This window comes from Vibrio sp. Of7-15 (genome assembly GCF_022347565.1).
Lineage (GTDB): Bacteria > Pseudomonadota > Gammaproteobacteria > Enterobacterales > Vibrionaceae > NORP241.
This window is the reverse complement of sequence record NZ_JAKRGH010000004.1, coordinates 228,048-252,910: the sequence shown is the minus strand read 5'-3', so window position 1 is coordinate 252,910 and position 24,863 is coordinate 228,048. Positions and strand designations below refer to the sequence as shown.

The window sequence follows — 24,863 nt, the reverse complement described above, 5'->3', positions numbered from 1 at the left end:
TCCTTGACGTTTTTGGATGTACCCACGAATGGGATTTAAACAAGGAGGAAACAGATGAGTTCATCTGCTTCGCATACACAAAAAGCTTCACCACAAAAAAAAGCGATGTTTACACGCTTTTTAGATTCGGTTGAATATCTAGGTAACCTATTACCGCACCCTATTACCTTATTTGCTATCTTCTGTGTTGCCATTTTAGTGGCTTCAGGTATTGCTGGTTACTTTGACGTTTCAGTTGTCGATCCTCGCCCTGAAGGCGCAAAAGGTCGTGCTGCTGATGGTATGATTCACGTTGTAAGCTTATTTAATGCTGAAGGTTTACAGCTTATTGTTACTAACCTAGTGAAAAATTTCACAGGCTTTGCACCGTTAGGCACGGTTTTAGTTGCTTTACTTGGTGTTGCGATTGCTGAGCACTCTGGCATGCTATCTGCTGCTATGCGTGGGTTAGTAATGGGCGCTTCACGCCGTATGGTTACGCTAACAGTGGTGTTTGCAGGTATTATTTCAAATACTGCATCAGAGCTAGGTTATGTTGTTCTTATTCCTCTTGCCGCTATGCTTTTCCATTCGCTTGGTCGTCACCCTCTAGCAGGTTTGGCTGCTGCATTTGCTGGTGTATCTGGTGGTTATTCTGCAAACCTGCTGCTAGGTACAGTCGATCCGCTGCTATCTGGCATTACAGAAACAGCTGCACAAATGATTGACCCTGAATACGTTGTTGGCCCTGAAGTAAACTGGTACTTCATGTTCGCTTCTACGTTCTTCATTACAGCAATGGGTGCATTTGTAACCGAGAAAATTGTTGAGCCTAAGTTGGGTAAATACAACCCAGAAGAAGCAAGCGAAGACCTATCTAAAGATAAGATGGGTAAGCTAACAGACAAAGAAAAGTCTGGCTTGAAAATGGCTGGTTTAGCAATGGTGGCGGTTTCTGCTCTGATTGCGTTAACTATTGTTCCTGAAAATGGCGTTCTGCGTAACCCTATTACAGGTGAAGTTGCTGGTTCTCCATTCTTGAAAAGTATCGTTGCTTTCATTTTCGTATTCTTTGCTATTCCTGGCTTTGTATACGGTAAAGTAGTTGGCACGATGAAAAATGACCGCGATGTTATCGATGCAATGTCTAAATCTATGTCCTCTATGGGCATGTACATTGTATTGGTGTTCTTCGCTGCTCAGTTTGTTGCTTTCTTCAAATGGACTAACTTCGGACAGGTATTTGCGGTAGGTGGTGCAGACTTCCTTCAAACAATTGGTTTGACTGGCCCTGCCTTGTTCTTCGCTTTCATTGTTATGTGTGGCTTTATTAACTTAATGATTGGTTCTGCTTCAGCGCAATGGGCTGTTACTGCTCCTATCTTTGTTCCAATGTTAATGCTAGTTGGTTACGCACCAGAAACTATCCAAGCGGCGTACCGTATTGGTGATTCTGTGACCAACCTAATTACACCAATGATGAGCTACTTTGGCTTAATCCTTGCGGTTGCTAGCCGTTACATGAAGAACTTAGGTATTGGTACGCTTATCTCTACCATGCTGCCATACACCATCTGCTTCTTAGTAGGTTGGAGCATCATGTTCTACGTGTGGGTATTTGTATTCGGTATTCCGGTAGGCCCTGGCGCAGCAACATACTACAATGTTGGTGGGTAGTTTATTTAGCTTCTAAGACGATATTAAGCGTTTAAATGTTGAAAAGCGGTCACATGAGTGACCGCTTTTTTGTGCTTGTTATTTATTAATTTCTTACTTATGAATCAAAATCATGGCTGCACTTTTTGCCTGTAACTTGACGTTAATAGTGGCATTTTTCACCGTGAAAGAGTGATCTGTTAAGGTGTCGATAAACTTGGCGTTTTGATGACCAGAAAGAACTGGAATGGTTAATACTGCTGCTTCGTTTGCGTTATTAATGGCCACAATACCTTTGTCTCCGCGATAAAAGGCGAGCTGCTCATCGGTTGCCAGTACATTTTGCATACGAGTACCATGAACGGCATTATGGAAGCGGATCATGTTTTGCAGTGGCTTCGATTGCCATGCATCTTGCCAACGTGGTTGTTGATTTGCGCTGAGTGTATTGCTGGTGTTTTTATCACTGTAAATCAGTGGTACGCCACCATCTCTTCCTAGTACATAAACATGAGTTAAATGTTCGTTGACTTCACTCATTACTAAGGGCAAGAATACATCGTTGTTAGGAATGTCATGGGTGATGGCAAACGTAATAGCCCGGGATTTAGCAAGGGCTTCTCCATAGCAATAAGGATTGATAAGTGCCCTTATTGACTGATTATTTTGAAAGGTATCATAAAGTGTATGAAATAAAGGGAAGTCATACGCAGCTAAAGAAGTTTGCTCTAAATAAGGTTGTAAAAAGAGCTGGTACTCTTCTTTGCTGACCCCCCCATCTGTAATGATTTCACCAAAAATATGAACTCCTTGAGCTAAGTCGTCCGTCCAAACTTGCTGAATATGTTCAATGGACATGTGTTTTGCTGCATCAATACGAAACCCTTTCACTCCTAAATCTTTTAATGCTTGTATGTATTGCTGCTGTTGTTTGATGACATAGGGGCTACTTCGTAATGTTGGTAAGCCGGGATCGTGTGGCCCTCCAGTAATGCGGCCATTTTGGACTTGCCATTTATCTTTCCAATCTTTTATTCCAAAGGCCTCAACAAAATCATCAGAGGTGAAAAGCGGTTGGGATAAATCCCCAAAAAGCTTTTGCTGTTCAAAATAAGAGCGGTTTGCTTGGTATTCTGCTAAAGATGTGCTGCAAGGGTAGGTGAGATCGTCTCTCACGGCTGATTCATTTGCCATATGGTTAAACACAATATCGACATAGGTTCGAATGCCTACTGCTGCTAACGCTGCCACCATGGCTGTAAAGTCGGAGGTATTCCCCAATTGATTATCAATAACTCGATAGTCTTGTGGCTGATAGCGTTGCCACCACTTTGTTTCTCCTTCTTTTTTCATGGATTTTTGTGGAGGAGAGACCAATACTGATCGATAACCCAATGTACTGATTTTTTCTGCTTGTTGAGAAACTTCCTCATAACGCCAGTCAAAAGCGTGGAGAATGACATTGGTTGATGAACATTTCTGATCATTATGTAAGTTATTCATGAGTTCCATCATCTAAATTACAGAGCTGGGTCATTATAAGAGGCAAGTTATGACCAACACTCCCCCTGAAAAATACAAAGTAGGTATGAGTGTTGGGGGCGTAGAAAGGGGAGGATGGCTATAAGTCAGTAAAAATGGCCGCTCTGGAGTTCAAGTAGGAGAGCGGCAATATTGTCCGAGGGTGTTTAAAGCTGTGTACAGGCTCAAAAATGAGCAATCTGTCACACTTTTATAGCCTGCTTTAACTGAGGGAAAGGACTGGTTTTAGTAATTGATCTATCTGCTGGCGGTGATGATCTTGTACGCCAGCAAGGTTGCCATAAATTGGATTTTCTCTGTCATTAATTAACGCATGTTGCCAGCCATCGGTCGTGTTGATAAAGGTTTGGGCAAAGTCGTGAGAAATAGATAAGCACCCAGCGAGCACCGTATCAATGTAAGATTGAACAATAGGCTGATCATGGCAAGGTATTTTAGGGTTAGGGCGAACATAAGCCCAAACCGGGCTATCTAATCGGACTGGCGCTTGTAAAAAGGTAATGTGTTCAGGCTCTATGATAATGCGTTGGTAGCCTTTCTCTCTTAAATCAAACTGTGCCAATGCAATATCATCTATTTCGACCAATACACCATTGCATTCGCCTTTGCCTTGCTGAGCCGCAAGGGGAGAAATGGAATAACGAGAGTCTATTTTACCAAAATGACGTGTTAAGCCAGAGATAGAAACTGGGTAGGAGTTTCCTGTTTGGCCAGTCTTTTGTCTAGAGTAGGTATTTATTAAGCTTCCATAACCAAAAATGTACATTTTAATTCCACTTTCTTGCATCGTTGAATTTTTATACTAACGTCTATATGGCAAAGATTGAAGCTTATGCTTAGTTTTGTCATTAACTAGATACCAAGTATTCATTGTTTTTTGTATTCATGATCGTATGTTATTTTAACAGTTTGCAATATTGTATATGGAGATAAAGATGAATAGATTGATGTGGACTTTACCTCTGTTATTAGGGCCATTGAAAGAATCTTATGCATGGCCATCAGATCAAACGTTAAGGGCACTCGACGCAGTTCAGTCTCAAATTACGAGTCATGAGAATGTGATGACGTTTCTTGAACAGCAAAATCACACGCATCGTTTATTATCGGATGATGAGAAGCAACAGCAGCATGTAGCGTGGACAAAAGAGCTTGAGGACCGTTACTCACCCATGATGGCGAAAATATCATCCAATGTGATATCGGATTTGCTTTGGGAAATTCAAATTGAAAACGAGCTGGCATTTGCCCAAGTGATTGTGTCTGATGCAAAAGGCATAATTGCAGGGCAAAGTATCGTTAGCCCTAATTACCGAGTCGATCATGATATCAGTTGGGACAGGGCCATGCAGGCAGGACAAAATATCATTGATGATGAAAGTGCCATTTACCCAATAAAGAACGAAAATGATGTCGTGATTGGTGCCGTGATTTACCACTTTGAAGTACCTAGATACATAAGATATACAGCGCATAAGTTTCAATATTAAGAATACATTGCATTCCTAAGAACTGGGCTTGGAATCTTGAACGATATCGTACGCGGTAAAAAATAAGATCTATACTTCTTTAACATAATGGTTCAGGTGAAAGAGAGTAGTATGAAGTTTGAGAGGTATTATCTCCAGTTAGGCTCTGGTGACGTTCTTGGTGCTTGTCTATTACCCCCACTGAGGGATTTAATGACATCGAAAGGTGACAGTGTACTGCATGCTTTTGTCCGGATTAATGGTTTACCAAAAGAAAACCAGAAAAAACCCGTTGCAATAAAACGCTGTAGTGACTATCGCTTCGAAGTGATAGCGTTTGTTCCATCTCTTGAGTTGAACTACATTCTGGACATTCACGTCGGGTTTCAAAAGATTGAGGCCATCTATTTTATTAAACGAACCCAAATGGGCGATGTAGAGAACGTACCTCTTAACTTTTTAAAAACGGAAGAAATCGATGTACTCCCGAGTACGGTGGTTGTTTAACAAGGTGCTCGTTTAACAAGTGGCGGTGTAACTTCTATTGTGACTTATTTAAAGACATAACCACCGAGCTTTAAGTCTTCAGGAAGTGATTGAAGCTGTACCCCACCTAGATGAATATTGCCTTTGACTTCCAAATTGCTGGGTAGCTCAGTGATTTTTGTATGGCCAAGAAATAAGTTTCCTTCAACGTAAAGGTGTGAAGGAAGCTCTTTAATAGGGGTTCTTACTAAACTTAAATCACCGTAAACACGTAACCCAGGCTGAATTTGCTGCAATAACGAGCCAGCAAAGTTAATGAACCCGCCGACTTTAATGTTAGCTGGATAATAAGTGATCGGTGTGTTTGCAAGGTTCAAATAACCTTTAACTTTTAACCCTCTCGGCATACGGCTAATCTCAGTGCGTGCTAGGTTCAGACTGCCTTCAACTTTTAATCCTTTTGGCAGCTTCTTAATGGTGCTGCCTTCAATGTTTAGGTTGCCATTAACTATTAGGCCATCGGGTAAAGAAGAATATTCTGCATTGCGTAGTGAGACATTGCCATAGGAGTCAATATGATTGATAAGTTTATGATGAGTTAGTGGTTCATTGGCAATACTGATAGGAACATGACCGATCATTACAATAAGTAAAAAAAAGTGCATGTAAGCGGTAATGTTCACGTTCGATTTCCTAGATATGAGTGCTTAAACACTGTATCGGCAGGTGGTTCGTTTTATTAAATGATTTATTGAGATTTTGTTGATTTTTTTGATAAAAAACGAATGAGTCCAGTTGCGTAGTTAACCGACTATTTATAGCACTATTTTGGCGTATTTGGCATTTTTCTTTGTGATTGATCGTATTTCTATTCAAAAATTATGGGCTTCTCACATTACTGCATTTATTTGATTATATTCGCTAAATAAGCCTTGATATACGCAAATGTCTGCCTAATAATTAACTCGGCTTGTATATCAGTCATACTTTGTTACATCAAAAGCGAATACTAGCACGTAGCTCTTCATCGTAGATGATAACGTTGTACCCTGAACTACGGAATTTGATTTTTTGCAACATAAGTACTACGAACACTAGCCACACTAAATTGAATAAATTAATACCCAGTCAGGAGACGTTATGTCTAAAGCAACAGGTACCGTTAAGTGGTTTAACGAAGAAAAAGGTTTCGGTTTCATTTCACAAGAAGGCGGTGCAGACGTATTCGTACACTTCAGCGCAATCCAAACTGAAGGCTTTAAAACTCTTAAAGAAGGCCAAGCGGTATCTTTCGACGTTGAGCAAGGTCCAAAAGGCCCACAAGCTGCAAACGTTAACCTAGCTTAATCCCTAATTAAGCTACGACAAAATTGTAAGGGTTCCAATATACTCTATTGGAGCTCTTTTTTATGTGCGGTGGAATTGGTAGGAGTAAAGGATGAAAAGTAAACTCGCAGTATTGTGGCTAAGCCTTGCTTACGTTTGCTTACCTGCGTACGCGCAAGTAATTAAAACACCAGACATTAATATCGGAACTGGATCGTTGAAAAACCGAGTATGCTTATACGATGGAAAAGCTTACAGTTTAGGTTCTATCTTACAGGTTGGTCGGGTGTACTTAGAGTGTGTGCCTGAAAAGAGCATTGAGAAGAATGGCAAGCTAATGTGGAAGCAGATCAAAGATTAATGAATGACGGCACTCATAAGCAGGCCGTCATTGATTCGACATCGTTTTATTTTGCGAGTGAACGGCTTTTTAGTTCAAAGATAAGCTTTTCAGCACTGCATTCAAATTGGAAGCGAGCGTGCAGCTCTGTTGCTGTGTCGCTAATTTCTTGAGCCTCATACTTTACTTCAGCGTTCACTGTTTTTGCTAGCGCCAAATATTCGCCGAGTTCTGCTTCAAGCTGTGCTTTATTTTCTGCATAAACGGATACTTCTGCCACATCATCACCTTCCTTGATGATAAAGCCCATTTCAGCGCTACAACCACATGCTTCACACGGTTGGTTTTCTTGATTTTCAGTTGTCATTATTTTCCCTACTAAAAATAGTGATATTACTCGATTCTAATCGCATAAGTCGGATAAAAAAAGGCTTATTTCATACTTTTCTATAGGAAAATGAGAGGTTGGCTGACGGTTCATAGGAATAAATTCACTTGTTGTCTTTTATTTACGAAATTGTTGTTTATAGTGATGTTTTTAAAAATAATTGATAATAATAGAAAGGACCGCAGTGTGGATTCAACAATAATACTACCCAATCTAGTAACAGACGCTGAGCAATTAGAAGAGCGCGATTATCACTTAAAGTTAGCCCGTACTAAGTACAATTACATGCAAACCTACTTGCCGGGTGTGCCGATGACGGCCAGTGTACCTTCCGAAGACAATTACTCTTTGGCATATAAAGCTAAGGTATTGAGGGTCGGTAAGGTTATTGCAGAAAACTATAAAAATGTATTGGTGCGATTGGTTGAAGAAGATCTGAAAAACGATTTGGATTTTGGGTCGTTTAAAGAGCTTAAAGAAGCTTGGGAAGATTATGAAAATACCAGTATGGTTAATCTTCCTAAAAAGCTTAAAAAGTTAGAGAAATTGATCAAAGAGCTGAAAAAGGTGCCTGATGTCGTAGAAAGTACGGTGGAAGGGTTGATCAAATTGCCAAAAGACATTGCTCAAATTGTCACTGGTGTTGAGAATGTGGTTAAACAAGTAGAAGAAGAAGGTTTAACGGCCATTCTAAAATCAGGCTTGTATGAGCTTTTAGGTGACGCGGATAGCAAAGTCATTTTGAAAGGCACTTCAGCAGAAGATTATGAAAATCTTTTTGAGACAATCGCAAAACCTTTAATGATGGACATTCCGCATAAAGAGTGGATGGCGACTGGCACTAAACCTTGTGAGCAAGATTGGTTCTTCTCTTATTTACAAACCGCAGGTTTTAACACCACTAACTTAATTCGTGTTTGTACAGAGTCTGAAAAAGAGTCGATGACCCATGCGATAACGCTTTCTGAGCTTGTGGGCGCGCCTTTATCGGAAGATGAGAACTCCAAACGTCACTTCCCAATTACGGATGAAATTTTACAGTCTGTGGTTGGTGATAAATCCGTGACATTAGAAGAGGCCATTAATAATAAACTGCTTTATGTTTGTAACTATGAAGTATTGGATGGCGCGAAAACCAGCACCTTTAATGGCATTCCGCGTTATTTAGCTGCTCCAATTGCTTTGTTCTATTGTTCTCAAAAACTCCCAGAGGGCTACCCGCCGGCAGATGGTGGTTTTTTAGTGCCTGTCGCCATTCAGCTTAAGCAATTGAACGATTGTGGTGAAGGTGGAAAAGGTAGTGCGCCGATTCTGACGCCTAATGATTGTTCTGGGGCGAATGATCCAGAACTGCATAAATGGAAAGTTGCGAAATTCATCGTGAACACTGTCTGCGCCATTCAGCATGAATCTGTTGCGCATTTAGGAGCATGCCATTTAACGGTTGAACCTATGATTTTGGCAGCTCATCGCCAGCTTTCGAAGCAACATCCACTGTTTCATTTATTAGAGCCTCATTTCCGCTTCACCTTACAAATTAATGATGATGCAAGAAATAGTTTGATCGTGCCTAGAGGGGTGGTGGCGACTAATGTTGGCCCTGCGATTGAGTCTACGTTAGATTTGGTGGCCAAAGCACATCAAGCATGGCGTTGGGATGAACAAAACCCAGATCAAATCTTTAAACTAAGAGGGGTAGATGCACTGCCAACCTTCCCATTCCGTGATGACACCCGTCTGTTATGGGCGTCTATTAATAAGTTTGTTTCAGGTTATGTTGGGTATTACTACGAAAACGATGCGGCAGTGAAAGCAGACACGGAACTTCAAGCATGGATAAATGAGTTAGTGAACCCAGAATTTGCAGGTTTTAAAGGGCTTAATGGTTTAAAAGAAACTGGAAATGCAGAACAACCGTACATGATTGATAGTACTGAGTATTTGGCAAAAATGATTGCTCAGATCATCTACATTGCTGGTCCTCAACACGCTTCTGTTAACTTTGCTCAGTACCCGCTGATGTCATACATGCCAAGCGTAGCAGGAACGATTTATCGTGATATGCCGACACGTGATGAAGTACTAACAGCAAAAGACTGTTTTGATTGGTATCCGCCATTAGATGTTTCTTTGTATACCTTCTCATTCGAGTATCTACTGAGTAACATTCAATTTGATACCTTTGCCTATTACAGTGATGATCCGCGAGTGCCTTATTTTGATTCCCCTGAGTTAGAGGAGTTGTTAGCGGATTTCCAAGGGGAACTGTCGATGCATGAAGTGTCCATTCGTCAGTTAAACAAAATTCGCCCAATGCCTTACCCATTCCAGCTGCCTTCTCAAATACCAAACAGCATCAGTATTTAATTAGAGCCTTGGTATAAACAACGAGCCCCATGGCATGATAGTCATGGGGCTCGTTTTTGGTTAGTATCTAAAAATATATGGTGTCGATGTTACATTTATAGCTGATCTTCCCATTGGACTTTGGTGCCTTTAGGCCAGTTTGCACCAATATCGTGGTAGTTTTTCTCAAGCAGATGACGTTTGATTTTTAACGTGGGTGTTAAAATTTCGTTGTCTATGCTCCATGGTTCTTTAATGACAAGTACACCACCAATTTTTTCATGAGATTCTAGCTCGTTATTGATTTGATCCAGGACGCGATGGAGTTTGCGTTCAAAGCGCGATCTGTCGAAGTTAGGAATGTCATGTGGGATCGCTAATAGAATAGGGGCGGGCATGCCTAAACCAATCAAACACATCATCTCAATATTACTGAGCTCGAATAAACGTTTTTCAATGGGCACAGGGCAAACGAATTTTCCTTTTGCTGTCTTAAAGTTGTCTTTTTTGCGGCCTTGAATGGTTAAGTAGCCTTCATCATCTAAAATACCAATGTCACCAGTATGTAGCCATTCATCGACAACGGTTTCTGAGGATGTTTGAGGATCTTTGTAGTACCCATCAAATAGGCCTGTCGATTTCACTAAAATCTCATCATCGTCAGCAATTTTTAGCTCGACACCTGGGCCTGCATTACCAACTGAACCAATCTTATCGCTTCTGAATGGGTAGTTTAGGGTGCTGTAAGCAAAAGATTCTGTCATTCCCCATGCTTCGGTAATGTTAAGGCCGATACTTTCATACCAGCGTAATAGCCCAGCAGAAACGGGTGCAGATCCACAACCCAGAACTCGTGCTTTGTTTAACCCGAGTCCATCAGCTAACTTACGTTTAATTAAGGTGGAAACGAGTGGGATTTTTAGCAGCAGATCGAGTTTTTTCTGAGGTAATTTTTCTTGGATACGTTGTTGGAATAGTGTCCATAAACGCGGTACAGAAATAAACAGGGTCGGGCGGTGCATCTTCACATCTTCAATGAAGGTATCCAGTGACTCTGGGAAAGCGACAGGAATCCCCGCAGACATTGAGGTTCCAAGGATGTAAACACGTTCCGTAATGTGAGCCAGTGGTAGGTAGGAGAACAGTTTATCCCCTTCTTGCATACCTATATGTTCAATCAGCTTATGAGAAGACCATGTAAACGCGCCGTATTTTAAGAGTGCTCCTTTTGGTAGGCCGGATGTGCCGGAGGTATATACGATGGACATTAAGTCAGAGTCTTTGCGCTCAAGATTGCAAGTTGCTGGTTGGTACTGCGCGATAAGTTCGTTCCATGAATAACGGCACTCAACGGTTTTGTAAGGCATTGATACCGTGTGAAGATCATCAAAATGTGCCAGAGAAGCAGATGTTGCCTTTGTATCGTCTAATTTTCCAACAAATACGGCTTTTGCTTCACTGTGGCGTAAGACATGAATGATGGTGTCAACCCCTGCTGTTGGGAAAATGGGGACACTCACGTAGTTACCTAGCATTAACGCTAAGTCAATAATGAACCACTCAGCACAGTTTTTTGATATCAGTGCAACTTTATCGCCCGAATGAAGTCCCATATCTTGCAAAGCGGCTACAATTCTAAGAGCATGCTCGTAGACATCGTTATACGTGAAATCTTTAAATTGGCGATCAATGATTTGCCTTAGGAATACGTCATTGGGTTTTTGAGAAGCCCAGTGTGCAACCTGTTGATGTGGGTATGGGTAGTTTTGTTCCATTTTATATCCCTATAAGTATTTATTATTAGACGCGATTGTATTGATTGCATATATGATTGTTATTATAGTGTTAATATGGAGTTAACTCACTGGTCAGTCAAGTTTTAGTGCAAATAATTGCTTGCCGATCTGATTGATTACATGGAGAATGCTTGATCTAAAATAATAAGATAAACAGAATTAAGTTCTGTTAATAATATATAATCAATATTGATTATTATTTACTAATGCCAAATTGAGTCTTTCATTCTTGGTGAATATGGATTTTACAAAGAGAAGAGCCTTTAGTTATGCCAAAGCGTAGTAAAGAAGATACCGAAATCACTATCCAGAAAATTATGGATGCCGTAGTAGATCAACTGCTGACCCTAGGTTATGACAAAATGTCATATACAACTCTTAGTCAACAAACTGGTGTATCACGCACAGGTATCAGCCATCACTTTCCGAAAAAAACAGATTTTACAGCTGCATTAGATGGCCGTATTTTCCGTCTTTTTGTCGAAAAATTAGATATGCAGAATGGTAAAGATGCATTCATCAACAGCTGGATCAGCTCGTTAGAAGACACACAGTTCCGTGCTGTATTACGTTTGCTATTCCATCATATTGTGACTTCAGAAAATGCACATGAGTTTGCGAAAAATGGCGTTGAGCGTCTATACAGCTTATGTGAAGACTTATACGGTGCCGACAGCCGTAAAGATCTTGAATGGCTAATTGGTAAGTCATTGATTCGTATGAGTCAGTAATTTATTCAGATGATTAACTCTTAGTTATCCACAGTCACTAAGAGTATTAAAAGGCTTGCCTACGGGGAGGCCTTTTTTTGTGCTATTTTCTCATTAAATTAGAGTATATACTCTATTTGTTTTACGTCGCAGTAGAGAAAAGTAATGAGAAAAATAAAACACTCGATGGTTACAGTATTAGTGTGTGGGTTATTCAGTTCACCTTTAATACAAGCTGAAACAGTGGAATTTAAACAAGCTTGGGATCGTGTTTTGGTTAACAGTGATGAGCTTGCTGCGCAAAAAGCCAATATAAACCGCTCTGAGCACCTTCAAGATGCCGCTCGGGATCTTTATCTGCCAAGTATTGGATTGTCGGCCATGTACACCCGGTTAGATGACGACGTTACGTTGTCAGCCTCTGAATTTGCCGACAGTACGCCCATTGGTGGTGAGATGCTAAAAGGCTTAGATCATTTGCTCACTTCCACGATTACGGATCGCAACATTTTCACTACCTCTATCCGTGCCATTTGGCCTATTTTTACAGGTGGTCGTATAAGTGCAGCACAAGATATTGCCGAAGGAAAAAAAGAAGAGGCAGAAAGCCTATTAGGGATGAAACAACAGGCAAAATTTGAAGATCTAGCCAAATACTATTTCAGCGTTGTTCTGGCGAAAGATGTGTTTGCTACTTATCAAGAAGTGGAAGATGGATTGCAAAAACACCGTGATTTCGCACTGCGTTTAGAAGAGCAGGGGCAAATAGCCAAAGTTGAACGTTTACAGGCTGAAGCGTCATTAGATAAAGCCAAAGTGGATCGTAAAAAAGCGCAACGCGATTTAGAAATTGCTCAGGTTGCCCTTACTAAACTCATCAAAGCTGAAGGCGGTGTGTTGCCATCAACACCACTTTTTATCAATCACTCTTTGCCGGAAATGCAAGCGTTTATCGACAAAACCTTATCCACTTATCCAGGCTTGGCAATGTTAGATGCCAAACACAAACAAGCCTCAAACCTGATAAAAGCCGAAAAAGGTAAGTATTACCCTGAAGTGTACTTATATGGAAATTACAACCTACATGAAGATGACAGTTTAGCTTCTGCGGTGGCTCCAGATTGGATGGTGGGTGTTGGCGTTAATGTTCCGCTGGTGGATACATCGGGGCGCTCGGGCAAAGTAAAAGCGGCTCATAGTGCGGTATTGCAAGTGAACCATTTGCGAGCGCAGGCAGAGCAAGATTTAACGGTATTGGTTGAAAAAACATACCGTGAAGCGAACCAAGCCATTGAAGAGTATCAAGGTTTATCATCCAGTTTGGCATTGGCGTCTGAAAATGTGCGTTTACGTGAAAAAGCATTTCGCCAAGGTTTATCAACTTCATTAGACGTAGTCGATGCCGAGCTCTATCTGGCAAGCGTTAAAACTCAGCGTTTAGCGGCTTCGTTTAATTATGTTATCTCACTTTCTAAGTTGCTGGCGATCAGTAATGAGATGAACAGCTTTTCACAATATCAGTATGATGCACAAGTTAAGGTTAAATCATGAATAAAATTAAAAGCTTACTAGGCTTAGTTGTTGTAGGTAGTGTGATCGGCTGGTTAAGTTACAGTTTTTGGTACGCTTATCAGCCTCAACCTGTACGCTTGCAAGGTCAGATTGAAGCACAGCAATACAATGTGTCTTCTAAAGTCCCTGGTCGTATTGATGAAGTACTGGTTCAGAAAGGAGAACAAGTCAAGCCGGGTCAGTTAATCTTTACTATTTATAGCCCAGAGCTTGATGCCAAGTTAGAACAAGCAAAAGCAGGCCAGCAAGCGGCTGGAGCCATGGCTGAGCAAGCACAAAAGGGCGCTCGCATTCAGCAAATTGAAGCTGCGAAAGATCAGTGGCAAAAAGCAAAAGCGGCGGCTGATTTAATGGAAAAAACCTACCAACGAGTGGATAACTTATACCGCGATGGTGTTGTTGCTGAGCAAAAGCGCGATGAAGCTTATACGCAGTGGCAAGCGGCTAAGTACACGGAAAGTGCAGCTAAGCAGATGTTTGAACTTGCTAAAGAAGGTGCTCGTGATGAAACCAAGCGTGCAGCTGTTGAAAAAGAGAGAATGGCGGCTGGTGCGGTAGCAGAGGTCGAAGCGTATGCAGCGGATACCAAAATTACCAGTTGGCATAATGGGGAAGTCGCTCAAATTTTGCTGCAAGGTGGTGAATTAGCCCCTCAAGGTTTCCCTGTAGTGAGTATTATCGACATGGATGACGCGTGGGCTACTTTCAATGTGCGTGAAGATTTACTCAAAAACTTTCAACAAGGTGCCACGTTTAACGCTGCCATTCCGGCATTAGGGGACAAAAGCTATCCGTTTAAGGTGAGTTATGTTTCTGTAATGGGCGATTACGCCACATGGCGTTCAACTGATGCCACTGCTGGTTTTGACATGCGAACGTTTGAAGTGGAAGCGCGCCCAGTAACTCCGATTAAGGGGCTTCGTGTGGGCATGAGTGTTCTTGTTGAGCAGTAAGTGGGATTTATGTCTGTAAGCCTAAAACAACGAATGTATTGGGTATGGCAAGATAAGTGGTTGATCGCTGTCTTAACTTGGCTTCCCTTTTTACTGTGTTGGTTGATGTGGTGGATATTCTCAGCGGGTTTAGTAAGAAGCTTACCCATAGGCGTGGTCGATTTGGATCACAGTCAGTTATCCCGTCAGCTTGGAACTCATTATCAATCGAGCCCTACGTTGAATGTAGCGGCTCATTACCCTTCAGTTTTAGAGGCTTCTAAGGCATTAAAATCTGGAGATATTTACGCCGTTGCGGTGATCCCGAGTGATTTTGAAAAAAATACACTACTTGGGTTTCCGCCCAAAGTGACTGCCTTTTATAACAGCCAGTATATTTTAATTGGTAAATTAGTCAGTTCAGCATTGCTACAAGCCCAAGGTACGTTTGCTGCAAAGGTAGATACAGTTAAAGGATTAGCGGCGGGTAATAAAGTGATTTCACAGGCTCTCAATAGTGCAGTGCCTGTGCGAACGCAAATTACGGCGTTGTACAATAAAAACAATAACTATGCCCATTTTTTAGTGTCAGCGATTGTGCCTGCGATTTGGCAAGTTATTGTTGTAGCAGGCACCATCATGGTGTTGGTGAATATCACACGACACCAACAGCTGAGTGGGGGCAGGTCGTGGCTGTCTAATCAACCGGTGAAAACATTCATCGCTCATCTGTTACCCTTTTATGTGATTTTCTTATTACAAGGCATGGTGTTGATCAGCGCGTTATACATTGGCTTATCATGGCCGATGCAGGGCAGTTGGCTGTGGTTGTTTTTTGCTCAAGGCTTGATGGTTGCCGCTTGCATGATCATGGGGTCGCTGTTTTTCTTACTGACTTTTGATGGTGCAAGAGCATTGAGTTTGGCAGGGGCGTATACGGCTCCGGGTTTTGCTTTTATGGGCGTCACCTTTCCTGTAACAGACATGACTTACCCAGCCCAAGTTTGGCGAAGTTTGCTACCAAGCAGTCATTATATTGAGATTCAGGTGGCACAAGCGAACTATGGGCTGCCTGCGTTTGATTCCCTAGAGCCGTTTATGTGTTTAGGGCTTTTTGTTCTGCCTTTTATTTTTGTGGTGTTGTTAATTAAAAAGCACGTAAAGCAATTCAGTACAGAGGTGTGTTCATGAGCTGGTGGCAATTAATTAAGGCAGAAATTCAGGCCATCTTTTCAAATCCGGCCATTGTACTTACGGTATTTGGTGGTGTGATCTTTTATTCATTTTTGTATCCACTTCCTTATGCTCAGCAAACTCCACGTGAGCAAGCGGTTGCGGTTGTAAATTTAGATGGCAGCCAAATGAGCCGTGAGTTAGAGCGTATGGCAGATGCGACACCTCAAGTGAATATTGTGGCGCGGGTATCGTCGATAGATACCGCTAAGCAACTTTTTCTTGATGGAGAAGTCAGTGGCATCTTGGTTATTCCTGCCCATTTTTATCGTGATTTATTGCAAGGTAAAAGCCCGGTTTTGTCGTTTGCTGGGGATGCTTCGTATTTCTTAGTGTACGGAACTGTGGTGGAAGGGTTAGCAACCGCAGGAGGAACACTTGCCGCCAAAGCTTCTGTGTCACGTTTAGTGATGTCAGGCCAGTCATTGGTCCTCGCGGCTGAGCAATATTCAGCGGTTAAATTAAATTTAAAGCCAACCTTTAACCCAACATCCGGTTATGTGAATTACGTAGTGCCTGCTGTGTTTGTGTTGATTTTACATCAAACGTTGATCATGGCAGTAGGCTTGTTAGGTGGCACCCAAAAACAAGAAAAAGTAGGTTATTGGCAGAGAGTGTCTCGTGCTCGGCTGTTGTTAGTGCGTAGTGTGGTTTTTAGTGTTATCTACGTATTTTTAACCATGTACTATTTTGGTTTTAGTTTTGATTATTACAATATCAGTAGGTTGGCAGAGCCAGTAAGCCTCTTTATTCTGCTGACTCCTTTTTTATTGTCAGCGATTATGCTCGGGGCCATATTAGGTCAGATTGTGCCTCGACGTGATATTGTGACGTTAATTGTGTTGCTGAGCTCGATGCCATTAGTTTTTACGGCTGGCTTTGTATGGCCAGAATCGGCCTTGCCAGAGCTTATTCATTGGGTAGCACAAGCCATACCAAGCACGCCTGCCATTAAAGGCTTTGTTAGCATGAATCAAATGGGGGCTGATTTTGGCGACGTACGTCATTTGTGGTTGCAGCTATGGTTTTTGGGCATTTTATATGGAGTTATTGCTCTATTTGTTTTCCCGAAAAAACAGAGTGAATCGGTAACATAATGATATATAGAGATTATTATCATTAAGGGGAGGCTCATTTGTTCTCTTATTTTTGTTAACAACCTCTATAAAAAACATCAGATAATTAACCAAAATGATCGGTAATAGCCTCAATAACGGGGCTATTTTCTTATTTTTTGTATACTTATTGCCCTTTAACTCTGATTTGGTAATAATTTTGTTAATTATTATGTTTTTAGAATAATGTTCTGCTTCTGATTGTGTGATTCAAGTCAATAAACCGTGCAAATTTGTTATTTTCACTTCGCATTATTTTAGATAGTGCTGCTACTCTGCGGCGCGCTTTGAATGAACTCAAAGAATAAAATGATAAGGAGTGTTCAATAATGGATACCAAAAAGAAAAAGATGTCACTGACTGGTCGTGTCATCCTTGGCATGGTAATGGGGATTATTACCGGTTTTATTATCCGTTCCGTATTTTCAGATGTAGCCTTTATTCATGATTACCTTGTGAATGGCTTATTTGATGTCGGTGGCAAAATTTTTATTGCTAGCTTGAAAATGCTAGTAGTGCCACTGGTGTTTGTTTCTCTGGTGTGTGGAACCAGCTCATTAAAAGACATTAGTACTTTAGGTCGCTTAGGTGGTAAAACCCTTCTTTTCTATTTAGTCACAACAGCGGTTGCCATTTCTTTAGCTCTGGGCATGGGTGAATTATTCCAGCCTGGTGCAGGTGCAGACTTAACAGCGGCAACTTCATTTGCGGCAAAAGAAGCACCATCTTTGGGTGATGTGATCATTGGCATGTTCCCAACCAACCCGATTAACTCAATGGCAGAAGGCAATACATTACAAATCATCGTGTTTGCTCTGTTGTTTGGTGTTGCTATCAGTGCCGCTGGTAAACCTGGTGAGCGTATTGCCGCAATCTTTACAGATTTAAATGAAGTTATCATGAAGCTAGTGGCGTTATTAATGAACATAGCGCCTTATGGTGTGTTCTTCTTAATGGCGAAACTGTTCACTGGCCTAGAATTAGGCGCCATTTTAAAGTTGATGAACTACTTCTTTGTATTGGCTGGTACGCTAATTCTGCATGCGCTGGTTACTTACACTTCAATGTTAAAAGTGCTTGCTGGTTTAAGCCCAATTACGTTTTTGAAGAAGATGAAAGACGCGGTAATGTTCGCGTTTTCAACGGCTTCTTCCAATGCGACGATTCCAGTTACGATGGAAACGGCTACTCACCGTTTAGGTGCTGATAATAAAGTGGCATCTTTCACGGTTCCTTTAGGTGCAACCATCAATATGGATGGTACTGCCATCATGCAAGGGGTAGCGACAGCGTTTATTGCACAGGCATACAACATTGATTTAAGCATGAGTGATTACTTAGCTGTGATCATGACGGCAACATTAGCTTCGATTGGTACGGCAGGTGTTCCGGGTGTTGGCTTGATCATGTTAGCAATGGTTCTGAACCAAGTTGGTCTACCAGTTGAAGGTATTGCGCTGATTATGGGTGTTGATCGACTGCTGGATATGATCCGTACTGCGGTAAACATTACTGGTGACAGTGCCGTGACGTGTATTGTGGCGAAGTCTGAAGGTGCATTGAACGTTGATAAGTTCAATGACATGCAAGCAGGTGCTAAAGAAGAGCATGTAGACTTTCACGCGATTAAAAGTAACAGCTAAAAAATAGCGACGGATTGACTTTGAGTATATAAAAGCCGGAGGTGATTACTCCGGCTTTTTTATTGCCTTAGCTATTTATAGTCTTAGTTATTTGCTGCCATGGAAGCCAAATATTGTTCAGTTTCTTGTGGATCTGCGAACCAAGGGAACAAATCTTGAGGATCATCAAAGGCGTTCGCTAACCGATCAGCAAGTTGCGGATATTTCATTGCTGAACCTAATAGGTTGAGAACAAACTCTGGTGGGGGAGTCAGCATCATATTAGACCACTGAGTCGACCATTGGGCTTCTTCCCAAAAACGCTCAAATGTAGCGCTCATCCACTGATCATCAAACTCTTTGTCTCCGTGTTCCAATATTTGGCTTAAGTACACTTTAGCCGCTTTCGTGGCATTGTTAGCTCCTTGCCCTGTAATTGGGTCGTTAACACAAACCGTATCGGCTATACCAAGCACAGAGGCTCCTGAAGCGAGCTTAGCCACAGGATGGCGAACTGTTGGTGTAATGTAACCTAATAAAGAAGCGTTAGAGTCTATTATTTGGGCTTCTTTGTGGTGTTCATATTCCCAAGGTAAATACTCTTTTAGGAGTGATTTTGCTTTGTCTAGCACGGCTTGTGGCGTGTCCACTCTTGAGAAACAGTCCATCGCTGAGCTGTTAGTTGCTTCAAAAAGAAGGGCTTCACATGGCCCAGAATGGGATAGCACTGGAATAGCAAAATATTCCCCAACACCTGGGATAAAGTTTGCACTTACACTAGATCGTGGTGCTGTGTGGGGGTTGCTAACGTAAACGGCGGTAAGTTTGCGTTGTGGCTTTTTAAAAGGGCTGCGTTCACGATGGATCTGGAACAATTGTTTTAAGTAGCCTTTGCCTGATGCGATAATCACAAGATCACTGTGCTCGGCATAATGGTTCAAATCGTCATCTGTGACTTCTTTAATGACAAGTTCTCCTCCTTTAGCCTCAAACTCAGCCATCCATTGTGGAAATTTAACACGTTGGTCAACAGACAAAGCAGGCTTATTTAGCTTACCTTGCCATTCAATCATTTTTGTTCCTAGCGTTTCAGGATCGGTGATGCACACTTTCATGTGTTGGATGCTAGGCTCTTGTGTATGCCAGTTATCTAGCCCCAGTTCCTGCTCGATAGCGAGCGAAGAGCCGAATAGACATTGAGTGGATAAGATGGAACCATTCGTGACGTGTTCAGGTGTTTTATCTGTGATGATTTTAACTTGATAGCCGTGTTGCAGTAATCCATGACCAAGGAGCAATCCAGCTTGACCAGCTCCGATAATTGTAATTTTTCTCACCGACTTTTCTCTGCATCATAAAAGGAGTAGTGGTTTTTTATGCCTTTTGATGCGCATTGTATAGAGGAAGTGGTCCGAACTTTGATGCTGAGCCCGATATTTTTTAGGGGTCTTTTGATATCGTTTGAGTGGCGGTCATGGAGTAAATTATTTCTAGAATGCTATTCATAATGCTGATGTGCAAAGTGAAAGATAGGCGATATAAAAAACCTTCGGCTTCCACCAAAGGTTTTTATTTTTAATCATTTGATAAATATGTGCGCTATTTAAGCGGCGTACACCACAGGGTAATCATCAATAGGGTGTTTAGTGACTAACGTTTTATGGCCGTATACGTTTTGAATCATGGATTCTGTCAAGGCATCCCATGGCTTCCCATCGGCTTGAATCTTTCCGCCTTTCAGCACGATAAGTCGATCTGAATATTGAGCAGCTAGGTTTAAGTCATGTAAAACCACAATCACGGCAGCCCCTTCATCCGCCATTTGTCTGGCTAACTTTAAGGTATTGTGCTGGTGAGCCAAATCAAGTGCAGAGGTGGGTTCATCCAGCATCAGAATTTTTTGATCTTGAGTTTGGCTTATTTGGGTTAACACACGCGCAAAATGTACCCTTTGTTTTTCACCACCAGATAAAGAAGGGTAAAGACGCTCACTTAAATGAGTCACTTCGACTTTTTCCATCATCTCTTGAGTGATGACTTGGGTGTCAGCGCGGGTCAGTGCCAAAGGAAGCGCGCCTAAATCCACCACTTCTTGTACTGTGAACGCAAAACTGAGCGTACTGTTTTGAGGCAACATACCCAAATGTTTGGCCAGTTCAGGTTTTAGCCACTTAGAGCGTTCACGGCCAAAAAATTGGATATCCGCATCAGAAGGAATTTCTCCACACAGGAGTTTTAATAAACTACTTTTTCCCGCGCCGTTAGGCCCTAGTAGAGTAGTTAGCTGACCTGAATGAATATCAAGAGAGACATTATTCAGTAACTCTTTACCACCTAACGTTAAATTCAAGTGGCTTGCAGAAATAGCCAGAGTGTTAGTTTGAGTGCGAGTCGTCATTACATTCTGCCTCGTTGTTGGAAAAGTAAATAGAGGAAGAAAGGAGCACCAATTAAAGCAGTGACAATACCGACAGGCAGTTCTGCTGGGCTCATTACAACACGGGCAAACATGTCTGCTGCAGTAAGCAGTAAGGCACCTAAAATAGCAGAAAGAGGAAGTAAAGTTTTATGATCTGGGCCTGCTAGCATGCGGCCCAAATGAGGAATAATGAGGCCAATAAACCCAATCATGCCTGATAAGCTGACGGTAATACCTACCCCAGCGGCAGAAAGAATGATCATTCGGCGTTTGAGTTGTTGAACATTCACACCAAGATGGCCAGCTTCGGCTTCACCAAGGAGTAGTGCATTCAGTCCCGTTGCATGGCGCATAAACAGGGCAAATAAGAGAATAAAGCTGACTACGGCTAAACCAATGCCTGACCATTGTGCACCAGCCATTGAGCCCATTGACCATAAAGACAGATCACGCAGCATTTGGTCGTCGGCCATGAAGTTTAAAAAGCCGATACCTGCACTAGAAAGCGCCGTGATGGCGACACCAGCCAGCAACATAATGGTGACCGACGTTCCCCATTTGCTGCTACCAAGGTGATAAACCAATAACGTCGTTAATGCACCACCAATAAAGGCGAACACAGGCACGGCGGCAATATTCATCAGCACGGGGAAGTTTGCACTTAGCTGTGAAAAACCAACAATGGCAATGGCAGCACCTAATGCTGCGCCCGCAGAAACACCAATAATACCAGGTTCAGCAAGAGGGTTTCTAAATAGCCCTTGCATTACGGCTCCGCATACCGCCAATGTGGCACCGACCGCCATGCACAACAGTGTACGTGGTAAACGTATTTGATGGATCACAAGCTGAACATGGGCTGGCAAATCGGTTTGCCAAGGCAGTAAACCTTTTAGGCTATCTGTCATGGAAATTGCCATTGGCCCGGTAACAATAGAAGTGACTGCCGTAAAAAACAGCAGTGCAGCACCAATGGTAGCCAATATAGGAAGAGGGGTTCGTCGTAACAACATAATATCGACTCTGTGAATTATGGGTAAAGCGCTAGATTTAGGCGCTTCGCTTCAGACAGGCTTTTTAGACCTAAACCACCAACCAGTGCGCTGCCATCAATCGTTTCAATGGCTTTATTCTTTCCTGCTGGTGTTGCTGCAAGCATAGGCAAGGCTTTAAGTAGGGCGTCTGCACCACCTAGTGTCTGCCAGCTACGGCCACTGACCAAAATCACATCTGGTTGCATGGATACCATGGCTTCCATAGAAAGTGGCTTATAAGACTCTAGCTGCTCTGCTGCTGGGTTGGTTGCGCCAGCAAGGGTAATTACAGCATCAGCCGTTGTGTTTTTACCAGCAACATTGGCAGGGCGGCCTTCGTGTACGAGTAAGAACAGCACCTTCTTTTGCTCAGATTTCAGGGGAATATTGCTGTTTAGTTGTTCTACCTGTTGCTCTACGTTTGTTTTAATTTTTGATGCTTTGTCTGTTGTGTTGGTTAAACGGGCAATATCATCAATGCGTTCTAGTAAGCCAGTTACGGTTGGTTTCGTATTAATGATATCAACGTTAATACCGCTTTGTTTTAGCTGGGTTAATGTGGTTTCTGGCCCCATTTCATCGGAACCAATAACGCGGTTAGGGGCTAATGCCATCAGGCCTTCCGCTGACAGTTGGCGGTGGTAGCCAATTTTTGGCAGTTGTGCTTCAGCAGGTACTCGGCTGGTAACATCGACGGCAACCAGCTGTTGTTCTGCGCCCAGAGCGTAAATTAGCTCGGTAACAGCACCTCCAGCACTAATGATCCGCTCTTGTGCTGTGGCGTATTGGCTTACCATCATTAATACGCAGGCAGCAATGCCTTTTTTCATTGTTGATGAGCGTGTCATTTCTTTTCCTCTTTCATTAATACTTGTGTCGCTTTGATATCGTTATCTTGTAGAAAAGCGAACAGTTTGATCATGTATTGAACTTCGACTGCCTTATCTGAGCCGATCACAACAGGTAATTTAGGGTTCTCAGCGACTTGTTTTAAAAGCTCGGCAGTAAAAGCTTCCCAACTTTCATATTCTTTGCCTTGTAATGCCCAGTGTGGTTCTTCGGCCAATAGGTTAATGCTAAGGGAGTCTTTATCGACTTCAGCCGACGAACTGGTATCTGCTGTAGGCAAGTCAACTTCCAGTGATTGCAACTTTACCGACGCGGTGAGTAGCAAAAACACCATGACGATGAAAATAATGTCGAGCAGCGGGGTGAGATCGGGTTTTAAATCATCGTTGTTTTGTGCTGGGTTTGCTCGGATCATACTGTTGAGCCTTGCAGTTGTTGCTGATCAGCGGATGGTGTCGGCGCTAAGCTGTCTGTGCCACTCGTCATTGAAATGCCTTCTAACCACAAATTGCATTGGTTAAGTGAGTGTTCTAATTTATTGGTGATTTTATCGGCCCATAAGCCCAGCAACTGTGCGCCAGAAATGGCAGGCAGGGCAATAATGAGACCTGCGGCAGTGGTTTTCATGGCAAGACCAAGTCCGTCGGCTAAGTCATTGGGGGTAATCGCGCCTGTTGTGGCTGCGACACCTTTAAACATATCAATTAAGCCTAATACCGTACCTAATAGACCCAATAGTGGGCTAATTACACCAATCAGAGTAAGTAGCTTTAAGCCTGCATGCAGCTGGTGGCGTTTTTCTTGAAGCCAAATACTGGCGGCATCTTCTCGCAGAGCCTTATCAAATTTGCGGTGAGAAATCAGCATGGCTGCCCCTTTAAAAAGCAGCGGGCGTTTGGATGAAAACTCTTGAACTAGCTGATCTAGTTGAGGCTGGTTGTTAGGATCTTGAGAAGAGAGGATCTTTCTTAACTTTCTATGTCCGACACCAGTGCATAAGGCAACTTGTAATAAACGTTCACAAATGATGGTGATGGTGATGGCTGAACACAATAGTAAGGGCCATGCCATTAAACCAAGTTGATCATTAATGTTGGTGAGCTGTTCCATTATCTAATCCAGTTATTAATTTAGGGTAAAGCGAACGGGAATATGAACGCGATGAGCAATGGCTTGGCCATCAACAATATGAGGTGAAAATTCCCATTTTTTAATGGCATCTAAAGCGGCTTTATCAAGCATTTTTGTGCCAGAAGAATCGATGAGTGTTTGTTTTATTTGTTCTCCATTGGCATCCAGCCAAATTTCATACATGGCCACGCCTTCAATGCCACGACGTTTGGCCAAACGCGGGTACTTAGGGCTAACCGTGGAGAGTACACTGGCTTTTTCTACAAGAGTGGGAGCGTTACTTATGCCTTTTTGAGCCATTTGTGGTGCCGCGGTGTTGTCTGCTATCTCTTTTTTCGGCTCTTTTTTTTCTGTAGGTTGCTCAGAGACTACTTTTTCGATCTTTTTAGGCTCTGGCTTTACTTCTGCTTGCTTAGGTGGTGTTTTAACTGGTTTGGGTTCGACTTTTTTAACTACTTTTTGAGTTACTTTCTTAACAGGTTTTGGAGTGGGTTCCACTTTTTTTACAGGCTTTGGCTCTGGCTTTTTTACCACCTGTTTTGCTTTTGGTATTCGAGCAATATTGTCTTGCATTTTTGTTTCTTGAACGACTGCTTTCTCGACTGGAGCTTGTTCTGTTGGCGTTTCAACCACTGTTTTTTCAGGAGTAGGTTCGACAGGCTTTGGTGCTGCAACCAAATTAATGGCAACGGAAGAAGAGTAGCTTCCTGTTGGCATGGCAATGGCCTGCTTTTCTGGTACGGCCCATAAAAAAGCAGCGTGAATTGTAAGTGATACCGCGCCAGCGACAACGTAACGTTGAACATTCACAGCCTTCCCTCCCGATTTATAAAGTGTATATAGTCAGTATTCTGTTCTGACGGGGATTATTGCTCACAACGAAAATAAGATCAATTATCAATTGCATTATCATTTGTT

At 42.2% G+C, this 24,863-nt stretch carries 24 protein-coding genes; 12 read left to right on the top strand and 12 right to left on the bottom strand.

The genetic code is table 11. The features are described 5' to 3' along the window. The first annotated feature begins 54 nt into the window (after positions 1-54). Positions 55-1,656: an AbgT family transporter gene (locus tag MHO82_RS07255; protein ID WP_239183204.1), complete on the top strand. Its 1,602-nt coding sequence runs from the start codon at positions 55-57 to the stop codon at positions 1,654-1,656. A gap of 93 nt (positions 1,657-1,749) precedes the next feature. Here MHO82_RS07255 and MHO82_RS07250 read toward each other — a convergent pair whose 3' ends face one another. After that, on the bottom strand, positions 1,750-3,138 hold the full coding sequence (locus MHO82_RS07250) for an alpha-amylase family glycosyl hydrolase (protein WP_239183203.1): 1,389 nt from the start codon (positions 3,136-3,138) through the stop codon (positions 1,750-1,752). A 241-nt stretch (positions 3,139-3,379) separates the two neighbouring features. Further along, positions 3,380-3,943, bottom strand: a complete 564-nt coding sequence (locus tag MHO82_RS07245) for a gamma-glutamylcyclotransferase family protein (RefSeq protein WP_239183202.1) — start codon at positions 3,941-3,943, stop codon at positions 3,380-3,382. Between the two features lie 169 nt (positions 3,944-4,112). Here MHO82_RS07245 and MHO82_RS07240 point away from each other — a divergent pair, with 169 nt between their 5' ends. Beyond that, positions 4,113-4,667, top strand: a complete 555-nt coding sequence (locus tag MHO82_RS07240) for a hypothetical protein (RefSeq protein ID WP_239183201.1) — start codon at positions 4,113-4,115, stop codon at positions 4,665-4,667. Between the two features lie 111 nt (positions 4,668-4,778). Continuing rightward, on the top strand, positions 4,779-5,153 hold the full coding sequence (locus tag MHO82_RS07235) for a hypothetical protein (RefSeq protein WP_239183200.1): 375 nt from the start codon (positions 4,779-4,781) through the stop codon (positions 5,151-5,153). A gap of 44 nt (positions 5,154-5,197) precedes the next feature. Here the strand turns inward: MHO82_RS07235 and MHO82_RS07230 are convergent, their stop codons facing one another. Continuing rightward, positions 5,198-5,815 (bottom strand): hypothetical protein, encoded by a 618-nt coding sequence (locus MHO82_RS07230; protein ID WP_239183199.1) that lies wholly within the window; start codon positions 5,813-5,815, stop codon positions 5,198-5,200. Positions 5,816-6,272: 457 nt separating this feature from the next. On the opposite strand from MHO82_RS07230, the gene MHO82_RS07225 reads away from it, so the two are divergent. Next, complete coding sequence (locus MHO82_RS07225; protein WP_239183198.1) at positions 6,273-6,479, top strand: cold-shock protein; 207 nt, start codon at positions 6,273-6,275, stop codon at positions 6,477-6,479. A 91-nt stretch (positions 6,480-6,570) separates the two neighbouring features. Continuing rightward, on the top strand, positions 6,571-6,819 hold the full coding sequence (locus tag MHO82_RS07220) for a DUF1496 domain-containing protein (RefSeq protein ID WP_239183197.1): 249 nt from the start codon (positions 6,571-6,573) through the stop codon (positions 6,817-6,819). A gap of 46 nt (positions 6,820-6,865) precedes the next feature. On the opposite strand, the gene MHO82_RS07215 is transcribed toward MHO82_RS07220, so the two are convergent. Further along, entirely contained in the window at positions 6,866-7,165 is a 300-nt protein-coding gene (locus tag MHO82_RS07215; RefSeq protein WP_239183196.1) for a YfcZ/YiiS family protein, read from the bottom strand. Between the two features lie 207 nt (positions 7,166-7,372). On the opposite strand from MHO82_RS07215, the gene MHO82_RS07210 reads away from it, so the two are divergent. Beyond that, on the top strand, positions 7,373-9,553 hold the full coding sequence (locus MHO82_RS07210; protein WP_239183195.1) for a lipoxygenase family protein: 2,181 nt from the start codon (positions 7,373-7,375) through the stop codon (positions 9,551-9,553). A gap of 95 nt (positions 9,554-9,648) precedes the next feature. Here MHO82_RS07210 and MHO82_RS07205 read toward each other — a convergent pair whose 3' ends face one another. Further along, positions 9,649-11,307 carry an AMP-binding protein gene (locus MHO82_RS07205; RefSeq protein ID WP_239183194.1) on the bottom strand — a complete coding sequence of 553 codons (1,659 nt, stop codon included), beginning with the start codon at positions 11,305-11,307 and terminating at the stop codon, positions 9,649-9,651. Between the two features lie 290 nt (positions 11,308-11,597). Between MHO82_RS07205 and MHO82_RS07200 the strand changes: the two genes are divergently transcribed. The 6 genes from MHO82_RS07200 (at position 11,598) to MHO82_RS07175 (ending at position 18,533) form a co-directional block, all read left to right on the top strand. Continuing rightward, positions 11,598-12,059 (top strand): TetR/AcrR family transcriptional regulator, encoded by a 462-nt coding sequence (locus MHO82_RS07200; protein ID WP_239183193.1) that lies wholly within the window; start codon positions 11,598-11,600, stop codon positions 12,057-12,059. A gap of 153 nt (positions 12,060-12,212) precedes the next feature. Then, entirely contained in the window at positions 12,213-13,589 is a 1,377-nt protein-coding gene (locus MHO82_RS07195; RefSeq protein WP_239183250.1) for a TolC family protein, read from the top strand. Next, positions 13,586-14,563 carry an efflux RND transporter periplasmic adaptor subunit gene (locus MHO82_RS07190; RefSeq protein ID WP_239183192.1) on the top strand — a complete coding sequence of 326 codons (978 nt, stop codon included), beginning with the start codon at positions 13,586-13,588 and terminating at the stop codon, positions 14,561-14,563. Before MHO82_RS07195 ends, MHO82_RS07190 begins: the two co-directional genes overlap by 4 nt. A gap of 9 nt (positions 14,564-14,572) precedes the next feature. Next, positions 14,573-15,733, top strand: coding sequence for an ABC transporter permease (locus MHO82_RS07185; RefSeq protein ID WP_239183191.1), 1,161 nt, complete (start codon positions 14,573-14,575; stop codon positions 15,731-15,733). Further along, positions 15,730-16,872, top strand: coding sequence for an ABC transporter permease (locus tag MHO82_RS07180; protein WP_239183190.1), 1,143 nt, complete (start codon positions 15,730-15,732; stop codon positions 16,870-16,872). Before MHO82_RS07185 ends, MHO82_RS07180 begins: the two co-directional genes overlap by 4 nt. A 347-nt stretch (positions 16,873-17,219) precedes the next feature. After that, the gene (locus MHO82_RS07175; RefSeq protein ID WP_239183189.1) at positions 17,220-18,533 is read left to right on the top strand and encodes a dicarboxylate/amino acid:cation symporter; all 1,314 of its coding nucleotides are present in this window, start codon (positions 17,220-17,222) and stop codon (positions 18,531-18,533) included. An 83-nt stretch (positions 18,534-18,616) separates the two neighbouring features. Here the strand turns inward: MHO82_RS07175 and MHO82_RS07170 are convergent, their stop codons facing one another. The 7 genes from MHO82_RS07170 to MHO82_RS07140 all read right to left on the bottom strand — a co-directional run bounded on the left by MHO82_RS07170 (position 18,617) and on the right by MHO82_RS07140 (position 24,755). Beyond that, positions 18,617-19,849 carry a styrene monooxygenase/indole monooxygenase family protein gene (locus tag MHO82_RS07170; protein WP_239183188.1) on the bottom strand — a complete coding sequence of 411 codons (1,233 nt, stop codon included), beginning with the start codon at positions 19,847-19,849 and terminating at the stop codon, positions 18,617-18,619. Positions 19,850-20,115: 266 nt separating this feature from the next. Next, positions 20,116-20,910: a heme ABC transporter ATP-binding protein gene (locus MHO82_RS07165; RefSeq protein ID WP_239183187.1), complete on the bottom strand. Its 795-nt coding sequence runs from the start codon at positions 20,908-20,910 to the stop codon at positions 20,116-20,118. Next, positions 20,910-21,944 carry an iron ABC transporter permease gene (locus MHO82_RS07160; RefSeq protein ID WP_239183186.1) on the bottom strand — a complete coding sequence of 345 codons (1,035 nt, stop codon included), beginning with the start codon at positions 21,942-21,944 and terminating at the stop codon, positions 20,910-20,912. The genes MHO82_RS07165 and MHO82_RS07160 overlap by 1 nt, the downstream gene beginning before the upstream one ends. Positions 21,945-21,961: 17 nt before the next feature. Further along, positions 21,962-22,795 carry a hemin ABC transporter substrate-binding protein gene (locus MHO82_RS07155; RefSeq protein ID WP_239183249.1) on the bottom strand — a complete coding sequence of 278 codons (834 nt, stop codon included), beginning with the start codon at positions 22,793-22,795 and terminating at the stop codon, positions 21,962-21,964. Between the two features lie 14 nt (positions 22,796-22,809). Beyond that, positions 22,810-23,229 (bottom strand): biopolymer transporter ExbD, encoded by a 420-nt coding sequence (locus tag MHO82_RS07150; RefSeq protein ID WP_239183185.1) that lies wholly within the window; start codon positions 23,227-23,229, stop codon positions 22,810-22,812. Next, entirely contained in the window at positions 23,226-23,924 is a 699-nt protein-coding gene (locus MHO82_RS07145) for a MotA/TolQ/ExbB proton channel family protein (protein ID WP_239183184.1), read from the bottom strand. The genes MHO82_RS07150 and MHO82_RS07145 overlap by 4 nt, the downstream gene beginning before the upstream one ends. A gap of 15 nt (positions 23,925-23,939) precedes the next feature. Further along, positions 23,940-24,755: an energy transducer TonB gene (locus MHO82_RS07140; protein ID WP_239183183.1), complete on the bottom strand. Its 816-nt coding sequence runs from the start codon at positions 24,753-24,755 to the stop codon at positions 23,940-23,942. Positions 24,756-24,863 lie beyond the last annotated feature (108 nt).

What these genes read in the sequence shown, in the direction of transcription:
- MHO82_RS07175 (WP_239183189.1), top strand. Translation starts at nt 17,220, where the DNA reads ATGGATACCAAAAAGAAAAAGATGTCACTGACTGGTCGTGTCATCCTT.
- MHO82_RS07180 (WP_239183190.1), top strand. Translation starts at nt 15,730, where the DNA reads ATGAGCTGGTGGCAATTAATTAAGGCAGAAATTCAGGCCATCTTTTCA.
- MHO82_RS07145 (WP_239183184.1), bottom strand. Translation starts at nt 23,924, where the DNA reads ATGGAACAGCTCACCAACATTAATGATCAACTTGGTTTAATGGCATGG.
- MHO82_RS07250 (WP_239183203.1), bottom strand. Translation starts at nt 3,138, where the DNA reads ATGAATAACTTACATAATGATCAGAAATGTTCATCAACCAATGTCATT.
- MHO82_RS07185 (WP_239183191.1), top strand. Translation starts at nt 14,573, where the DNA reads ATGTCTGTAAGCCTAAAACAACGAATGTATTGGGTATGGCAAGATAAG.
- MHO82_RS07225 (WP_239183198.1), top strand. Translation starts at nt 6,273, where the DNA reads ATGTCTAAAGCAACAGGTACCGTTAAGTGGTTTAACGAAGAAAAAGGT.
- MHO82_RS07200 (WP_239183193.1), top strand. Translation starts at nt 11,598, where the DNA reads ATGCCAAAGCGTAGTAAAGAAGATACCGAAATCACTATCCAGAAAATT.
- MHO82_RS07255 (WP_239183204.1), top strand. Translation starts at nt 55, where the DNA reads ATGAGTTCATCTGCTTCGCATACACAAAAAGCTTCACCACAAAAAAAA.
- MHO82_RS07150 (WP_239183185.1), bottom strand. Translation starts at nt 23,229, where the DNA reads ATGATCCGAGCAAACCCAGCACAAAACAACGATGATTTAAAACCCGAT.
- MHO82_RS07240 (WP_239183201.1), top strand. Translation starts at nt 4,113, where the DNA reads ATGAATAGATTGATGTGGACTTTACCTCTGTTATTAGGGCCATTGAAA.
- MHO82_RS07215 (WP_239183196.1), bottom strand. Translation starts at nt 7,165, where the DNA reads ATGACAACTGAAAATCAAGAAAACCAACCGTGTGAAGCATGTGGTTGT.
- MHO82_RS07165 (WP_239183187.1), bottom strand. Translation starts at nt 20,910, where the DNA reads ATGACGACTCGCACTCAAACTAACACTCTGGCTATTTCTGCAAGCCAC.
- MHO82_RS07220 (WP_239183197.1), top strand. Translation starts at nt 6,571, where the DNA reads ATGAAAAGTAAACTCGCAGTATTGTGGCTAAGCCTTGCTTACGTTTGC.
- MHO82_RS07245 (WP_239183202.1), bottom strand. Translation starts at nt 3,943, where the DNA reads ATGTACATTTTTGGTTATGGAAGCTTAATAAATACCTACTCTAGACAA.
- MHO82_RS07155 (WP_239183249.1), bottom strand. Translation starts at nt 22,795, where the DNA reads ATGAAAAAAGGCATTGCTGCCTGCGTATTAATGATGGTAAGCCAATAC.
- MHO82_RS07205 (WP_239183194.1), bottom strand. Translation starts at nt 11,307, where the DNA reads ATGGAACAAAACTACCCATACCCACATCAACAGGTTGCACACTGGGCT.
- MHO82_RS07190 (WP_239183192.1), top strand. Translation starts at nt 13,586, where the DNA reads ATGAATAAAATTAAAAGCTTACTAGGCTTAGTTGTTGTAGGTAGTGTG.
- MHO82_RS07235 (WP_239183200.1), top strand. Translation starts at nt 4,779, where the DNA reads ATGAAGTTTGAGAGGTATTATCTCCAGTTAGGCTCTGGTGACGTTCTT.
- MHO82_RS07160 (WP_239183186.1), bottom strand. Translation starts at nt 21,944, where the DNA reads ATGTTGTTACGACGAACCCCTCTTCCTATATTGGCTACCATTGGTGCT.